General features: G+C 63.6%; 16 protein-coding genes. 7 read left to right on the forward strand and 9 right to left on the reverse strand.

Translation table 11 applies throughout. The annotated features are described in order from the left end of the window. Nucleotides 1-3: 3 nt before the first annotated feature. On the reverse strand, nt 4-486 hold the full coding sequence (gene rssC / locus QMX96_RS06455) for an anti-sigma factor antagonist RssC (protein ID WP_043864541.1): 483 nt from the start codon (nt 484-486) through the stop codon (nt 4-6). Next, nucleotides 483-1667 carry a two-component system response regulator RssB gene (rssB, locus tag QMX96_RS06460; protein ID WP_282361455.1) on the reverse strand — a complete coding sequence of 395 codons (1185 nt, stop codon included), beginning with the start codon at nt 1665-1667 and terminating at the stop codon, nt 483-485. Before rssB ends, rssC begins: the two co-directional genes overlap by 4 nt. A 270-nt stretch (nt 1668-1937) precedes the next feature. Here rssB and QMX96_RS06465 point away from each other — a divergent pair, with 270 nt between their 5' ends. After that, a complete protein-coding gene (locus QMX96_RS06465) occupies nt 1938-2237 on the forward strand; it encodes a PilZ domain-containing protein (RefSeq protein ID WP_043864543.1) in 300 nt (99 codons plus the stop codon). 50 nt (nt 2238-2287) lie between these two features. Here the strand turns inward: QMX96_RS06465 and QMX96_RS06470 are convergent, their stop codons facing one another. Next, nucleotides 2288-2992, reverse strand: coding sequence for a VacJ family lipoprotein (locus QMX96_RS06470; protein ID WP_043864544.1), 705 nt, complete (start codon nt 2990-2992; stop codon nt 2288-2290). Nucleotides 2993-3198: 206 nt separating this feature from the next. Here QMX96_RS06470 and QMX96_RS06475 point away from each other — a divergent pair, with 206 nt between their 5' ends. Beyond that, nucleotides 3199-3786, forward strand: coding sequence for a phosphonoacetaldehyde phosphonohydrolase-related protein (locus tag QMX96_RS06475; protein ID WP_282361456.1), 588 nt, complete (start codon nt 3199-3201; stop codon nt 3784-3786). A gap of 124 nt (nt 3787-3910) precedes the next feature. Next, nucleotides 3911-4174, forward strand: a complete 264-nt coding sequence (locus QMX96_RS06480) for a DUF4404 family protein (protein WP_043864546.1) — start codon at nt 3911-3913, stop codon at nt 4172-4174. Nucleotides 4175-4223: 49 nt separating this feature from the next. Here the strand turns inward: QMX96_RS06480 and queF are convergent, their stop codons facing one another. Together queF and QMX96_RS06490 are read right to left on the reverse strand one after the other, a co-directional pair. After that, nucleotides 4224-5054 (reverse strand): NADPH-dependent 7-cyano-7-deazaguanine reductase QueF, encoded by an 831-nt coding sequence (gene queF / locus QMX96_RS06485; protein WP_282361457.1) that lies wholly within the window; start codon nt 5052-5054, stop codon nt 4224-4226. A gap of 57 nt (nt 5055-5111) precedes the next feature. After that, nucleotides 5112-5633 carry a cupredoxin family protein gene (locus QMX96_RS06490; protein WP_123752344.1) on the reverse strand — a complete coding sequence of 174 codons (522 nt, stop codon included), beginning with the start codon at nt 5631-5633 and terminating at the stop codon, nt 5112-5114. Between the two features lie 152 nt (nt 5634-5785). Here QMX96_RS06490 and QMX96_RS06495 point away from each other — a divergent pair, with 152 nt between their 5' ends. Next, on the forward strand, nt 5786-6466 hold the full coding sequence (locus QMX96_RS06495; RefSeq protein ID WP_043864549.1) for a heavy metal response regulator transcription factor: 681 nt from the start codon (nt 5786-5788) through the stop codon (nt 6464-6466). Beyond that, the gene (locus tag QMX96_RS06500; protein ID WP_088514228.1) at nt 6463-7821 is read left to right on the forward strand and encodes a heavy metal sensor histidine kinase; all 1359 of its coding nucleotides are present in this window, start codon (nt 6463-6465) and stop codon (nt 7819-7821) included. The genes QMX96_RS06495 and QMX96_RS06500 overlap by 4 nt, the downstream gene beginning before the upstream one ends. 36 nt (nt 7822-7857) lie before the next feature. Here QMX96_RS06500 and QMX96_RS06505 read toward each other — a convergent pair whose 3' ends face one another. The 3 genes from QMX96_RS06505 to QMX96_RS06515 form a co-directional block, all read right to left on the reverse strand. Then, nucleotides 7858-9102: a lipoprotein-releasing ABC transporter permease subunit gene (locus QMX96_RS06505; RefSeq protein WP_043864660.1), complete on the reverse strand. Its 1245-nt coding sequence runs from the start codon at nt 9100-9102 to the stop codon at nt 7858-7860. Nucleotides 9103-9174: 72 nt separating this feature from the next. Then, on the reverse strand, nt 9175-9858 hold the full coding sequence (gene lolD / locus QMX96_RS06510) for a lipoprotein-releasing ABC transporter ATP-binding protein LolD (RefSeq protein ID WP_173925058.1): 684 nt from the start codon (nt 9856-9858) through the stop codon (nt 9175-9177). Nucleotides 9859-9865: 7 nt separating this feature from the next. Then, a complete protein-coding gene (locus QMX96_RS06515; protein WP_054916186.1) occupies nt 9866-11116 on the reverse strand; it encodes a lipoprotein-releasing ABC transporter permease subunit in 1251 nt (416 codons plus the stop codon). A gap of 94 nt (nt 11117-11210) precedes the next feature. On the opposite strand from QMX96_RS06515, the gene QMX96_RS06520 reads away from it, so the two are divergent. Beyond that, a complete protein-coding gene (locus tag QMX96_RS06520) occupies nt 11211-11798 on the forward strand; it encodes a PilZ domain-containing protein (protein WP_043864553.1) in 588 nt (195 codons plus the stop codon). 27 nt (nt 11799-11825) lie between these two features. Then, nucleotides 11826-12548, forward strand: a complete 723-nt coding sequence (locus QMX96_RS06525; RefSeq protein ID WP_043864554.1) for a glycerophosphodiester phosphodiesterase — start codon at nt 11826-11828, stop codon at nt 12546-12548. A 42-nt stretch (nt 12549-12590) separates the two neighbouring features. Here the strand turns inward: QMX96_RS06525 and sthA are convergent, their stop codons facing one another. Further along, nucleotides 12591-13985 (reverse strand): Si-specific NAD(P)(+) transhydrogenase, encoded by a 1395-nt coding sequence (gene sthA, locus QMX96_RS06530; protein ID WP_043864555.1) that lies wholly within the window; start codon nt 13983-13985, stop codon nt 12591-12593. Nucleotides 13986-14079 lie beyond the last annotated feature (94 nt).

Raw genomic sequence — 14079 nt, forward strand, 5'->3', positions numbered from 1 at the left:
CGATCAGGTCCGCTCCAGGGCGTTGACCAGGTCGTGGAAGGCTTCGCGGTTGGAGTCGTTCAGGCCCATGAGGATCTTGTGCGCTTCCAACACCTTGGCGCGCACTACCTCTTCGTTCTGGTCCTGGGACGGCAGATCGGTCAGGCACTCAGGGCACGGGATTGGACGATCGACGATGTTGAACACCTGATCGAAGCCCATCGACTGCAGAAGCCGGGTGATATCGGCATGGGTAGTCACCACCGTGGGCAGCAGGCCGACCTTCTGCCGCGACAGGATCGACAACTTGGCCAGCAGGCCCAGAGTGGTGCTGTCGATACTGTTGGTTTCGGTAAGATCGATGACGATCGCCGAGAAATTCAGCGCCGTGAAGATCTTTTCAATCGTTGCATCCAGCGCCGAACACAGGGTCAGACGCACTTCACCGACGAACTTCAGAACAAAGGTGCCATTCTGCTCGGCAAACTGGATTCTTCCAGTACTCATTGAAGGTTCCTGCTCAACACCATTAGGGCGATATCATCCGGCATCTCCCCAAGCGTAGCCAATTCGAATCGTTGGCGCAGCCCATCCAGGCTGCCACCTGCTGCCTTGATGATTTCAGGCAAGGCAGCCTCCTTATCTTTGAGTGTGTCGCCAGGCAAAAGGTCCAGAATGCCATCAGACAGCAATGTGAGGCTGAACTGCGGCGGCAACTCCAGAACGTGATCCTGGTAGGTGGCCTCGTCGAACAGCCCCACCGGCAGGCCGCGCCCTTCGAGGTACCGGGTGTCGTCCGGGGTGTACAGCACCGGCAACGGCAGATGGCCGCCGATGCTGTAGGTCATCAGGCCGGTGTGCTCGTCGATCACGCCGCCCACCATGGTCACGTGCTTGCCCAACCTGCAATTGATCAGGCCGCGGTTGATATGCCCGAGCACCTCGGACGGCTTGAACTCGGGCAAGGTGCCGGCGCGCTTGAATTCGAACAGCAGGCGCGTGGTCATGAACTTGAGCAGCACAGTCACGAACGCCGAGGAGGCACCATGGCCGGACACGTCGGCCAGGTAGAACGCCACGCGTCGCTCGTCGACACGAAAGTAATCGGTGAAATCGCCAGACAGGTACAGAGACGGAATGATCTGGTGTTCGAAACGCAGGTCTCCGGCCTTCCACGGGTTCTCCGGCAGCATGTTCATCTGCACCTGGCGCCCGGCAGTCTGGTCTTCCTGCAGCAGGTGCAGGCTGGCCTCCAGCTCACGGTTGGCGGTTTCGAGCTTGTCGCGGTAACGCTGGTTTTCCAGTACCAGATGCGCCCGATCCAACGCCCGGCGAACCGAGTGCTCCAGCACTGCCAGGTCTTCCAGGGGCTTGATCAGGTAGTCGGCAGCACCCAGGCGCAACGCTTCGACGGCATCGTTCATCACGCCCGCGCCCGACACCACGATCACCGGCAGGTCGGGGGCACACTCGGTAACCTGGCGAATCAGCTCCAGGCCGCCCATTTGCGGCATGCGCAGATCGCAGATCACCAGATCAGGCTGTTCCTGCTCGAAGACCTGGAGACCCTGCTGGCCGTTGCTTGCCTGCAGGACGCTGAAGCCGCTGTCTTCCAGGTAGGCGGCGAGGCTCGCACGCACTACATCGTCATCATCGATTATCAGCAGCGTTGCACTGTTTTTCTGCATGTGGGCAAACGGCGCCAGAAATAGGTTGGGGTAGGCGGCCAGGCAAAACGAGGCCCGCTTACTGGATTCACTTCTAGCCACTCTTGCATTTCAGGTGTAGGACAAAAGGCCTGCCCGGCAAATGTCAGAGGTGCCCTGTAAGGCGCAGACGGTACTCCCATCCGCCGGGGGTTTCAAGCATGCACCGATGGTCGCCTGTGCTCTTTACAGCACAAATCACCGGGAGTTATAAAAACCCCTTCTATCGCAACCCAATGGAAGGATGCAGGCATGAGCCAGAACCACGCCGACTATAGCGAGAAGCGTGATTTCATCAGGATGCGGGTAGATACCGACGTTACCCTGATACATGCCGAACAAGTGATTGCGGCGGTGTGCCTGGACCTCTCGAGCAGCGGCATGCAGGTACAGGCAGCGAAAACCTTTCAGGTTGGAGACAACCTCAGCGTCAGCATCGATTCGGACCACCCTTCACTCAAGGGCCTGCACGCCACAACGCAAGTGGTGTGGATTGCCGATCAGCCCCAGGGCCAGCAGAAGCTGGGCCTCAAGATCCTTGCGATGAGCTGAACAGCAGGCATGAAAAAGGCGGCCATGGCCGCCTTTTTCATGCATCACGATCAGAAATCGTCTTTTACATCCCCGTCCTTGACCTTGAACTCGCGGTTCTGCAGGTAGGCGTTGCGGATGAAGCTGTACTTGTCGCCACGGATCATCTTCTCGGCCGACAGCAGGCTGGCACGGGTGTCCACCACGTCCACCGCGATTGCGGTATTGCGGGTGGGCACATGGTCCATGTAGCGGTAGGGTTCGGTGTAGGTGTCCGGGTACTTGGCGATCGCATCGCGCACGGTGCTCGGCCCAAGCAGCGGCAGCATCACGTACGGGCCACTGCCTACACCCCAGTAGCCGAGGGTCTGGCCGAAGTCCTCGTCGCTGCGCTGCAGGCCCATCTTGGTACCCACATCGAAGAAGCCGGCCAGGCCGAAGGTGGTGTTGACGATCAACCGCGCGGTATCCACGCCGGCTGCGTGGGGCTTGAGCTGCAACACGTTGTTGGCAAGGTTGGTCACGTCACCGAGGTTGCGGAACATGTTGTGGATGCCGTCCTCGAGAAACTGCGGCGTCACCCACTGGTAGCCCTGGGCCAGCGGCTTGAGCGCGTAGGTATCGATCGTGTCGTTGAACCGGAAGATCGGCCGGTTGATGCTCTCCCACGGGTCTTCCTCGGTCGCCGCCTGGGCCAGTACCGGCGCCAGCAGCAGGCTCGCGCAGACACAGGCACGGGTCATACGATCGATCACGCCAGCACCGATCCCACGCATAAAATTTCTCCTAGGCAAACATTGCACTGCGCCGGCATCAGGCCGTCGACAGCCAAAAGGAAACAAGTATAAAGCCTCTCTGGCAGATTAGGCAGCTTCCTCCAACCTGCGTCGATATTTTGTGAAAGCCGCCTGAAGGTCATCAAAGCGTCACGCCACGGTCACACCCCGACGTTAGCCTTGCTGGTTATTTCAGGGACGTTGCCATGCCCCATTCCCCCGCCTTCACCGCCGTGCTGTTCGGCCTGCGCGGCTGCCTGGTCGACTTCGGCGCACGATGCCAGGCGCCCGGCAACGCACCGTCCAGGCCTACACCAGGCGCCCTGCCCGCCCTGCACTGGCTGCGGGAACACGGCGTGCCCTGTGCCTGGCTCGACGAACTGCCGGCTGCCCTGGGCCAGCACCTGAGCCAGGCGCTGCCCGCCTGGGTGCGCCGACCGGATACCACCGGCCACGCGCCCTGGCCCGCGCCGGATGCCTGCTGGCACGCCCTGATGCAGCTCAAGGCCGACCGGCTCGATGGCTGCGTTCTGGTCAGCGGCGAGCCGCGCCTGCTGCAGGCCGGGCTCAACGCCGGGCTGTGGACCGTGGGCCTGGCCTCGTGCGGCTCGCTGTGCGGGCTGGACGAGGCTACCTGGCAGGCACTGGAGGAACGCGAGCGCGAACTCAAGCGAGGCAAGGCTACCGTTCACCTGTTCGGGCTGGGGGTGCATTCGGTGATCGACCAGCTGGAACAACTGGCCGATTGCCTGGCCGATATCGGCCTGCGCCGCCTCAAGGGCGAAAAACCCTGATACAGGCACATTGATCAGGGTCATGCAAAGCGGCGCCGGGTGGATTAACCTGAACAGCGAGGCACGGACCTTTCGCCCGCGCGCGGGGTCCATGTCTGAGCCTATTCATAGAGGGAGAACACCCATGCCTGCCCGCGAACTTCAAGCGCAACTCGACGCCCTGCGCGAGCAACTGGAGCAAAACCCACCGCTCTCGGAACAGGAGCGTGTCGAGCTGCACGAACTGATGGCGCAGATCCAAGCAAAAATCGAACTGGAGGCCGTAACCCCGGACAACAACCTGGTCGACGGCGTCAACCTCGCCGTCGAACGTTTCGAGGTCGAGCACCCGGGCCTGACCGCCACCCTGCGCAACATCGTTCAGAGCCTGCAAAGCATGGGCATCTGAACCCCGCGGCAAAAACGAAAGCCCCGTCACACTGGACGGGGCTTTTTCGTTACTGGCGAACCAGGCGCAGGTTCTTCAGGGTGACCGGCCCGGTGCTGCGGTACGGGTTGATGTCCAGCCCGCCCCGGCGCACGTAGCGCGCATACACCGTGAGGGTCTCAGGGTTGAGCAGGCGCTTGAGGTCCAGGTAGATACGTTCCACGCATTGCTCGTGGAAGTCGGCATGCTGACGGAAGCTGATCAGGTAGGTCAGCAGGCTGGCATGGTCCAGCGCCGCGCCACGGTAATGGACGGTCACGCTGCCCCAGTCCGGCTGCCCGGTCACCGGGCAGTTGGATTTGAGCAGATGGCTGTGCAGGGTCTCTTCCACCACACGCTCGGCAGCGCAGCGCAGCAGCTCCGGTTGGGGCTGCTCGTAGTTGCTGATGCTGACCTCCAGGTCATCGATGCAGGTGCCCGGCAGCGCCATCACACCCTCGCGCTGAACCTCGGCCAGGCTGCGGATACGCACCCCTACCGGCTTGCCGGCTGCCGCAGACAGGTCCTTGACCAGACAGGCCTGCACCGCCTGCGCCGAGGCGAACTCGGTCTGGTTCAGCGAGTTCAGGTACAGCTTGAACGACTTGGACTCGATGATGGCCGGCGAATCGGCCGGGATGGCGAACTCGCCGATGGCCACCACCGGCTTGCCCGAAGGCAGCAGCCAGGACAGCTCGAAGCAGTTCCAGTAATCCACACCCGACCACGGCAACGTTTGCGCGGTGACCCCAAGCTCGGCCCATTTGGCTGCACGCGGGATGGGGAACAGCAGCGACGGCGTGTAGGTGCTGATGTATTCACTGGACTTGCCCAGTGGCGAATGTTCGGCGGCGGGATGCATGGCTCAAACCTGAAGGACGAAATTGGTCTAGTTTATCGGGTTTGCGCGCTGCATTGGTCATTTGGCGATAGTCAGCTTGCCCACCATGCCGGCCTGGTAATGCCCCGGCACGTTGCAGGCGAACTCGATCGGCGTGCTCTGGCTGAAGGTCCAGGTCAGTTCGGCGCGCTTGCCCGGCGCCACCATCACCATATTCGGGTCGTCATGCTGCATGCCGCCGCTACCCATCGCACCATGATCATCACCGCCATGATTCATGCCGCCATGTCCCATTGCAGAATGATCCATCTGCCCCTGCATGGCGAGCATCTCCTGCTGATGCCGGGCGTGCATGGCCGCATCCCCCAGGTTGAACTCGTGGGGCACCTGGCCGTTGTTCACCAGCACGAAACGCACCGTTTCGCCGGCCTTGACCTGCAGCGCGCGCGGCTCGAAGTACATGTCGCCCATCACGACCTCCACCGTGCGCGTGGCCTGCGCCGCCGCAGCCGGCTTGCCGAAGGCGTACTCGTGCCCGGGTGCCGCCAGCAGCGGCAGGCTCCACAGCGCCAGGGCGCTCGCGATCATCAAGTGTTTCATCGTGCATCCTCTATCATGTGCAAGCTCATGCCCCGCACTGTAGAAAACTGCCGCTGGCAACCACCTGACGAAAACATTACAACTTTGTCAGCTTTGCCCCGCGCACCCTGCCACAGGGTATAAACCCAGCCCCCAACGCTGCCGAGAAGCCCATGAAACTGTTGATCGTCGAAGACCAGCCCAAGACCGGCCTCTACCTGCGCCAGGGCCTCAACGAAGCCGGCTTCAGCACCGAACTGGCCACCGACGGCGATACCGGTCAGCACCTGGCCCTGAGCGGCGACTACGACCTGCTGATTCTCGACGTGATGCTCCCCGGGCGTGACGGCTGGCAGATTCTGCAGGCCGTGCGCGAGGCCGGCTTCGACACCCCGGTGCTGTTCCTCACGGCCCGCGATGCGGTAGAGGACCGCGTGCATGGCCTGGAACTGGGCGCCGACGACTACCTGATCAAACCCTTTGCGTTCTCCGAACTGCTGGCGCGGGTCCGCACCCTGCTGCGCCGCGGCGCCAGCCCGCCCCAGGAAACCACCCTGAACCTGGCCGACCTGCGCCTGGACCTGATTCGCCGCCGGGTGGAACGCGCCGGGGCACGCATCGACCTCACCGCCAAGGAGTTCGCCCTGCTCGAACTGCTGCTGCGCCGCCAAGGCGAGGTGCTGCCCAAATCGCTGATCGCCTCGCAGGTGTGGGACATGAACTTCGACAGCGACACCAACGTGATCGAAGTGGCGATCCGGCGCCTGCGTCTGAAGGTCGACGATGGCCACGACAACAAGCTGATCCACACCGTGCGCGGCATGGGCTACGTGCTCGAGGAGCGCCCGGCGTGATGCGCAGATTGTCCCTGGGCGCACGCCTGGCGCTGTTGTTCGCCGCCTGCACGGCGGCGGTGTCACTGGCGGCGGGGCTTCTGTTCAGCCGGGCCAGCGAGGCGCACTTCATCGAGCTCGATCAGCAGTTGCTCGACAGTCGTCTGTCGGTACTGCGCCAGGCGCTCGTTGGCGTGCACGACCGCCCGAGCCTGGCAGCGCGGCTACCGCTGCTGCGCGGCGAACTGAGCCACCAGGCCGACCTTGCACTGCGCATTCGTGGCAGCGACGGGGCGCAGTGGTTTGCCAGCCGCCCCGGCCTGCCTGACGCACCCGACACACCGGGCCTGAGCACCCTGCGCAGCGAGGGCATGGATTTTCGCAGCCTGTGCGTGGTGCTTGAAGGCGGCAGCCGGCTCACCCTGTTTCTGGATATCACCCACCACCAGCACTTTCTGCAACGCATGCAGCGCCTGATCTGGCTGACGATGGGCCTTTCGGCGCTGGCCACCGCGCTGCTCGGTGCCTGGGCCGTGCGCCGTGGCTTGCGTCCGCTGCGCCGGATGGGCGAGGTGGCAGCCGGCGTTTCGGCGCGCTCGCTGACCACACGCCTGCCCCAGGCCCAGATGCCGCCAGAGCTGGCGCAACTGGCCGGCACCATGAATGCCATGCTCGAACGTCTGGACGATGCCTTCCAGCGCCTGTCGGCCTTCTCGGCCGACATTGCCCACGAGCTGCGCACGCCGCTGTCCAACCTGCTGACCCACACCCAGGTCACCCTCACCCGCCCGCGCAGCCTGGAGGAGTATCGCGAGGCATTGCACGGCAACCTCGAGGAACTGCAATGGATGGCGCAACTGGTCAACGACATGCTGTACCTGGCCAAGGCCGACCACGGCTTGCTGATGCCCAATCGCGAGCCCCTGGCGCTGGACCAGGAGGCCGATGCCTTGATCGAGTACTACGCGCCATTGGCCGAGGATGCACAGATCAGCCTGAGCCGCGAAGGGCTGGCCGAGCTGACGGGAGACCGCAACATGCTGCGACGGGCCCTGTCCAACCTGCTGGACAACGCGCTGCGCTTTACCCCGGCACAGGGCGAGATACGGGTCGAGATTGCGCAGGGTGATGGCAGGGTTCGCCTGGTGGTGGCCAATCGCGGGGCGCCGATCGATGCAGCGCTATTGCCGCGGCTGTTCGACCGGTTCTACCGGGCCGACCCGGCACGCCGGGAAGGCAGCAGCGAACATGCGGGGCTGGGGCTGGCGATCACCCGTTCGATCGTGCAGGCGCACGGTGGGGTGATCAGTGCCGAATCGGCGCAGGGGTGGACGCGGTTCCTGATCGACTTGCCGGAACACAACGCAGCCCTGTAGGAGCCGGCGTTGCCGGCTCCTACAAGAGCGGTGGCATCACTCGTACCGCAAGGCGTACGCCGGCTCGACCTGCGAAGCACGCCACGCCGGATACAGGGTGGCCAGAAAGCTCATCACCAACCCCGCCGTGCAGATCAGCGCCACATCGCCCCATTGCAGTTCCGATGGCAGCGTACTGATGAAGTACACGTCCGAGGTAAAGATATGCTGCCCGCTGACCCGCTCCAGCCAGCCGACGATCTGGCTCACATTGAGCGCCGCGATCACGCCGAGCACACCACCGATCAAGGTGCCCACCACACCGATCAGGCTGCCCTGCACCATGAACGTACCCATTATCTGCGCCGGCGTCGCGCCGATGGTACGCAGGATGGCGATGTCCGCGCCCTTGTCGTTCACCACCATGATCAGGGTGGCGATGATGTTGAACGCCGCCACCGCAATGATCATCATCAGCAGCAGGCCGATCATGGTCTTTTCCATCTTCATGGCACTGAACAGGCTGCCCTGGGTGTGGGTCCAGTCATCGGCACGGTACTGCTCGCCCAGTTCGCCCACTATCGCCCTGGACACCTGCGGCGCGGCATACAGGTCCTTGACCTTGAGCCGCACGCCCTGCACCTGGTTTGGCGCCCAGCGCTGCATGCTCGCCGCATCGGCCATGTGGATCAGGCCCATGGAGCCATCCAGCTCGGCGCCCACCTTGAACACGCCGACCACGTTGAGGCGCTGCATGCGCGGGGTGATGCCGCCAGGCGCGGTGCTCACCTCGGGCACGATCAGGGTCAGCTTGTCACCGACCCTGAGGCCAAACCGACGCGCCGTCATCTCGCCTACCACCACGCCGAACTCGCCCGGCTTTAGGTCGTCGAGCCGGCCCTGAACGATGTGGTCGGCCACGATCGAGACCTTGCCTTCCTGCGCAGGGTCGATGCCGCTGATCTGGATCGGCTGCATCGCGCCCTTGTAGGAGAGCATGCCTTCCATCTCGGTCAGCGGCGCAGCGGCCAGCACTTCGGGGTTCTTCAACGCGGCATCGGCCACCGCCTGCCAGTTGTCCAGCGGCTGGGCGCCCAGCACGGCGGCATGCGGCACCATGCCCAGGATCCGCGCACTCATTTCACGCTGGAAGCCGTTCATCACCGACAGCACCACGATCATCGCCAGCACGCCCAGGGACAGGCCGATCATCGAGGTCATCGAGATGAACGAGATGAAATGGTTGCGGCGCTTGGCACGGGTGTAACGCGCACCGATGAAAATTGACAAGGGTCTGAACATGAACTGAAGCACCCAGGTAAAGAAAAGAGACAAGGGGCCCGCCATGCACGGCGGGCCACCTGTACTGCCAGGTCAGATCGAAACCAGACGCCCGTCTTCCAGGCGCAGCACACGGTCCATCTGCCGCGCCAGGTTGAGGTCGTGGGTCACCACCAGGAACGCGGTCTGCGAGGAGCTGCTCAGCTCCTGCATCAGGTCCTGGATGCCCTGTGCGGTGTGGTGGTCGAGGTTGCCGGTAGGCTCGTCGAGCATCACCAGCCCGGGCCGGTTGACCAGCGCCCGGGCAATCGCCACGCGCTGACGCTCGCCGCCGGACAGCTCGGATGGCTTGTGCGTCAGGCGATGGCCCAGGCCGACACGCGTGAGCAGCGCCTCGGCACGTTCGCGCGCCTCGGGGATCGGCGTGCGGCCGATCAGCAGCGGCATGCACACGTTCTCCAGCGCGGTGAACTCCGGCAGCAGGTGGTGGAACTGGTAGACGAAGCCCAGTGCGCGGTTGCGCAGCAGGCCACGTGCACGCTCGCCCAGCGCCGACAGTTCTTCACCGGCCAGCCATACGCTGCCCTGGGTCGGGGTATCGAGGCCACCCAGCAGGTTGAGCAAGGTACTCTTGCCCGACCCCGAACTGCCGACGATCGCCACGCGCTCACCCGGGTGCAGCTCCAGCTGCAGGCCCGACAACACTTGCACCGACTCCGGGCCTTCCTCGTAGGACTTGCCCAGGTTGCGGCAACTCAGCACTGCTTTATCACTCATGCCCAACTCACTCATAACGTAGCGCCTCCGCAGGCTGGGTGCGCGCCGCACGCCAGGCCGGATACAGGGTGGCGAGGAAACTCAGGACCAGCGCCGCACCGCAGACCATCCACACGTCTTCGGCCATGACCTGGGACGGCAGGTAGTCGATGAAGTACACGTCGGCGTTGAGGAACTTGTGCCCCATCAACCGCTCGAGGCCGGCAATCGCTGCACTCACGTTGAGCGCGGCGGCGATGCCGACCACGGCGCCGATCAGGGTGCCGACCACGCCGATCACGGTGCCCTGCACCATGAAGATGGCCATGATCTGACCCGGCGTGGAGCCCAGCGTGCGCAAGATGGCGATGTCGCCCTTCTTGTCGTTGACCACCATCACCAGGGTGGAAATGATGTTGAACGCCGCCACCGCGACAATCAGCAGCAACAGCAGGCCGATCATGGCTTTTTCCATGCGGATGGCCTGGTACAGGTTGCCGTGGCTGCGGGTCCAGTCACGGGCGTAGAACTCGTGCTCGCCCAGCTTCTGGGCGATGTTCCAGGCCTCGCGGGGTGCCTGGAACAGGTCGTCGAACTTCAGGCGCAGGCCCTGCACCTGGTCGGCCTTCCAGCGGTGCAGGCGCGACAGGTCCGACAGGTTGGTCAGGCCCAGGTAGCCGTCGATCTCGCCGGCGCCCACGTGGAAGATGCCGACCACGGTGAAGCGCTTCATGCGCGGGAACATGCCGGCCGGGGTCACGGTAACCTCGGGGGCGACGAAGGTCAGCTTGTCGCCGATGCCCACGCCCAGCTTGGCTGCGGCCTTGTCGCCGATCATGATGCCGAAGCTGCCCGGCGCCAGCGCGTCGAGCTTACCCTCGCGCACGAAGTCGTCGATGATCGACACCTTGCGCTCTTGCGCCGGGTCAATACCGTTGAGCAGCACCTTCTGTACCTTGCCGTCATGGGTCAGCAGGCCCTGCATCTGGGTGAACGGCGCCACCGCCAGCACCGCCGGGTTCTGCTTTACTGTATCGGCAAGGGCTGGCCAGTCGCTGATCGGCTGTCCGGTCTCGAGGGTGGCATGGGGCACCATGCCCAATACGCGGGTACGCATTTCATGATCGAAGCCATTCATCACCGACAGCACCACGATCATCACCACCACGCCCAGGGCGAGGCCGATCATCGAGGTCAGCGAAATGAACGAGACGAAGTGATTGCGACGTTTGGCACGGGTGTAACGCGTACCGATAAATACGAAAAGAGGTCTGAACATGTCGGGGCTTGTTCGGAGGAAAGAGGAACGTCCTTGTGGCGGGGCTTGAATAGCAGCTTTACACTCAGACCACCGCCGCTACCATGGGTTCGCCATGTCGACATTAGATGAAGAAGATCGCCGCGAATACTACCGTATCGAGGACAGGATCGCACTGGAAATTACCCCTCTGAGCGCCGCCGAGGCCTTGGGCGGCGAGTTGTTGCAAGATGCTTCACCACTCTTCAACCTGCTCAGCGAACTGCACCTGAGCGAGTTCGAGTCCCAGCACCTGCTGCGCCAGCTCAGTGACAAGGACCGCACCCTGGCAGCCTTTCTCAAGGCCCAGAACAAACGCATCGACCTGCTCAGCGCCGTGGTTGCGCAAACCCTGCTGGGGCAGATCGGCGAGGCGCGCCCGGTGACTCTCTCCGAAGGTGGCGTCGAGGTGCACCAGGCCCAGGCCATCACCGCCGGCAGCCGCGTCTCGGTGAAGATGGTGCTGATGCCCCAGGCCCTGGGCCTGCTGCTGCGGGCCAAGGTGACCCACTGCGACAAGGCCGCTGATGGCCTGTTCGACATCGGCGCCGAATTCGTCGAGATGACCGACGCCCAGCGCCAGTTGCTGGCGCGCTATATCCTGCAGAAACAGGCACTGCAACGCCGCCAGGCACTGGAACAGAACACCCCGCCTGCCTCCTGATTTTCCGTCTTGCTTGAAGGAACGAACGTGACCCTGATTTACGGCCACCGCGGCGCCAAGGGCGAAGCCCCCGAGAATACCCTGACCAGTTTCCAGCAATGCCTGAGCCACGGCGTTCGCCGTTGCGAGCTGGACCTGCACCTGTCCTCCGACAACGAGCTGATGGTCATTCATGACCCCAGCCTCAAGCGCACCACCGGCCGTGGCGGCAAGGTGGTGGAGCACAGCGCCGCCGACCTGGTGACCTACGATGCGCGCAAGGGCGGCCCAGGCTGGGTCAACCCCTGCCCGATTCCACGCCTGGAAGAGCTGTTCGAGAAATGTGATTTCGACCACTGGCAGCTGGAGGTCAAGAGTGCCTCGCGCACCCGCGCTGCCACCACGGTGCTGGCGATTCGCGAAATGGCCCAGCGCTTCGGCCTGCTGGACAAGGTCACCATCACCTCAAGCTCGCGGGAGGTGCTGGGCGCCGCCCTGGAGCTGACCCCGGACGTGTCCCGCGGGCTGGTCGCGGAATACACCTGGCTCGACCCGTTGAAGGTCGCGCAGAACTACGGTTGCGAACTGCTGGCGCTGAACTGGACGCACTGCACCCCCGAGCGCCTGGCCAAGGCCCAGCGTCAGGGGTTGCATGTGTCGGTGTGGACAGTCAACGAGCCGGCGCTGATGCTCCGACTCGCCGACTTCGGCGTAGACAGCCTGATTACAGACTTTCCCGGTTTGGCCAGCGCCACCCTCGAGAATCGCTGAAATCGGTCTCCCCGGCCGGCTCAGGCCACCGGCCGGAGCCGCTCAAAAAAGCCGGTTGAGACCGTCGTAGGCGGCAACCCGATAGGCTTCGGCCATGGTCGGGTAGTTGAAGGTGGTGTTGACGAAGTACTTCAACGTGTTCTGCTCGCCCGGCTGACCCATGATCGCCTGACCGATGTGCACGATCTCCGAGGCCTGGTAGCCGAAGCAGTGCACGCCGAGGATCTGCAGCGTCTCGCGGTGGAACAGGATCTTGAGCATGCCTTGCGGCTCGCCGGCGATCTGCGCCCGGGCCATGCCCTTGAAGAACGCCTTGCCCACTTCGTACGGCACCTTGGCCTGTGTCAGCTCCTGCTCGTTCTTGCCGATCGAGCTGATCTCCGGAATGGTGTAGATGCCGGTCGGCACGTCGTTGACGAAGCGCCAGCTGCCATTGTCGACGATGCTGCCTGCGGCCGAGCGGCCCTGGTCGTGGGCGGCACTGGCCAGGCTTGGCCAGCCGATCACGTCACCGGCGCCATAGATGTTCGGCACGCAGGTGCGGTAGGCCTCGTCCACTTCGATCTGGCCACGGCTGTTGACCTTCACGCCGATGTTTTCCAGGCCCAGGCGGTCGGTGTTGCCGGTACGCCCGTTGCACCACAGCAAGGCGTCGGCCTTGATCTTCTTGCCCGACTTCAGGTGCAGGATCACACCGTTGTCCAGGCCTTCGACGCGCTCGTACTCTTCGTTGTGGCGCACGGTGATGTTGTTGTTGCTGAAGTGATAGCTCAGGGCCTGGGAGATTTCCGAGTCCAGGAAGCTCAGCAGCTGGCCGCGGTTGTCCACCAGTTCCACCAGCACGCCCAGGCCGCTGAAGATCGAGGCGTACTCGCAGCCGATGACGCCGGCGCCGTACACGATCAGTTTGCGCGGGGTGTGACCCAGGCTCAGGATGGTGTCGCTATCGTAGATGCGCGGGTGGTGGAAATCGATATCGGCCGGGCGATACGGGCGCGAGCCGGTGGCGATGATGATGTGCTTGGCTACCAGCTTCTCGACCACACCGTTGGCGCAGACCACTTCGATGGTCTGCTCGTCGGCGAAGCTGCCGGTGCCGAAGAACACGTCAACGCGGTTGCGGGCGTAGTAGCCAGTGCGCGAGGCGACCTGCTTGGAGATGACCTTCTCGGCGCTTTTGAGCACGTCGGGGAAGGAGAACCAGCGCGGCTCACCGATGGCCCGGAACATCGGGTTGGTGTTGAACTGCATGATCTGGCGCACCGAGTGACGCAGGGCCTTGGACGGGATGGTGCCCAGATGGGTGCAGTTACCGCCGACCTGGCGACGGCTATCGACCATCGCTACCTTGCGTCCTGCTTTGGCGGCGTTCATTGCCGCCCCTTCTCCTGCCGGGCCGGAACCCAGCACCACTACGTCGTAGTTGTAGACAGCCATGCGTACTCCTTCAGAACAGGCCCGGACGCCAGATTGACCTCCGGGGCTACATCATGCCGCCATCGGCGCCATGCAAAAATTCGGGTGCAGTCTA

Origin of the sequence: Pseudomonas sp. PS01300 (assembly GCF_029960155.1) — a bacterium.
GTDB classification, from domain to species: Bacteria; Pseudomonadota; Gammaproteobacteria; order Pseudomonadales; family Pseudomonadaceae; genus Aquipseudomonas; species Aquipseudomonas palmensis.

Excerpts from the sequence above, each read along its gene's own strand:
- QMX96_RS06505 (WP_043864660.1), bottom strand. The coding sequence starts at position 9,102 with ATGTTCAGACCCTTGTCAATTTTCATCGGTGCGCGTTACACCCGTGCC.
- rssC (WP_043864541.1), bottom strand. The coding sequence starts at position 486 with ATGAGTACTGGAAGAATCCAGTTTGCCGAGCAGAATGGCACCTTTGTT.
- QMX96_RS06465 (WP_043864543.1), top strand. The coding sequence starts at position 1,938 with ATGAGCCAGAACCACGCCGACTATAGCGAGAAGCGTGATTTCATCAGG.
- sthA (WP_043864555.1), bottom strand. The coding sequence starts at position 13,985 with ATGGCTGTCTACAACTACGACGTAGTGGTGCTGGGTTCCGGCCCGGCA.
- QMX96_RS06480 (WP_043864546.1), top strand. The coding sequence starts at position 3,911 with ATGCCTGCCCGCGAACTTCAAGCGCAACTCGACGCCCTGCGCGAGCAA.
- QMX96_RS06515 (WP_054916186.1), bottom strand. The coding sequence starts at position 11,116 with ATGTTCAGACCTCTTTTCGTATTTATCGGTACGCGTTACACCCGTGCC.
- QMX96_RS06490 (WP_123752344.1), bottom strand. The coding sequence starts at position 5,633 with ATGAAACACTTGATGATCGCGAGCGCCCTGGCGCTGTGGAGCCTGCCG.
- lolD (WP_173925058.1), bottom strand. The coding sequence starts at position 9,858 with ATGAGTGATAAAGCAGTGCTGAGTTGCCGCAACCTGGGCAAGTCCTAC.
- queF (WP_282361457.1), bottom strand. The coding sequence starts at position 5,054 with ATGCATCCCGCCGCCGAACATTCGCCACTGGGCAAGTCCAGTGAATAC.
- QMX96_RS06475 (WP_282361456.1), top strand. The coding sequence starts at position 3,199 with ATGCCCCATTCCCCCGCCTTCACCGCCGTGCTGTTCGGCCTGCGCGGC.
- rssB (WP_282361455.1), bottom strand. The coding sequence starts at position 1,667 with ATGCAGAAAAACAGTGCAACGCTGCTGATAATCGATGATGACGATGTA.
- QMX96_RS06520 (WP_043864553.1), top strand. The coding sequence starts at position 11,211 with ATGTCGACATTAGATGAAGAAGATCGCCGCGAATACTACCGTATCGAG.
- QMX96_RS06470 (WP_043864544.1), bottom strand. The coding sequence starts at position 2,992 with ATGCGTGGGATCGGTGCTGGCGTGATCGATCGTATGACCCGTGCCTGT.
- QMX96_RS06495 (WP_043864549.1), top strand. The coding sequence starts at position 5,786 with ATGAAACTGTTGATCGTCGAAGACCAGCCCAAGACCGGCCTCTACCTG.